The 655-nt window shown below is 64.7% G+C and carries 1 protein-coding gene; it reads right to left on the bottom strand.

What is annotated here, in order from left to right; all coding sequences use genetic code 11:
• Positions 1-139: 139 nt before the first annotated feature.
• Positions 140-655 (bottom strand): cytochrome c-type biogenesis CcmF C-terminal domain-containing protein (locus HGP16_RS33720; RefSeq protein ID WP_281408299.1); only part of this gene is annotated, 516 nt, incomplete at its 5' end.

Raw genomic sequence — 655 nt, 5'->3', positions numbered from 1 at the left:
GCCGGATCGGACAGAACCTCGTCGGGATTGACGGCAAAGGCGGGCAGCGGCGCCAGTAGCGGGATAAGGCAAAGAAACAGTCGCATGACGCCGCCGAGACCGCAGATACAGGTAAAGCGGGTTGTCGGCCGACAGCTGCTCATTCTGCCGGCTCCATCGCCGGGCGAGCCGGCTTCGCCTTGCGGCTGGGAGCGCCGACGCGCAGGCGGCGATCGCTGAGCGACACGAAGCCGCCGATCGCCATGACCAGCGCGCCCATCCAGATGCAGAGGATGAAGGGTTTCCACCAGATGCGCACGACCGTGCCGCCATCCTTGCTGGCATCGCCGACCGACACATAAAGCTGGCTAAGTCCAAGCGTGAGAATGCCGGATTCGGTGGTGGCCGTACGGCTCGCGGTGAAGACGCGTTTGGCGGAGGACATTTCCGCAAAGGCGACCCCGCCGCGGCTGACCGTGAAGCGGGCACGATCCTCGGTAAAATTGGGACCGACGCCCGGCTGCATGCCCTCGAAGCGCAGGCTGTAGCCGCCGAGTTCAGCGGTCTCGCCAGGTTTCATACTGGTGATGTTCTCGCCCTCGAAGGTCGTCACCGCGATGATACCAAGGACAGTAATGCCGAGGCCGGCATGCGCCAGCGCCGTGCCGAAAGCGGA

Origin of the sequence: Rhizobium sp. P40RR-XXII (assembly GCF_012641405.1) — a bacterium.
GTDB lineage: Bacteria > Pseudomonadota > Alphaproteobacteria > Rhizobiales > Rhizobiaceae > Rhizobium.
This window is presented reverse-complemented; position numbering and strand designations above follow the sequence as displayed.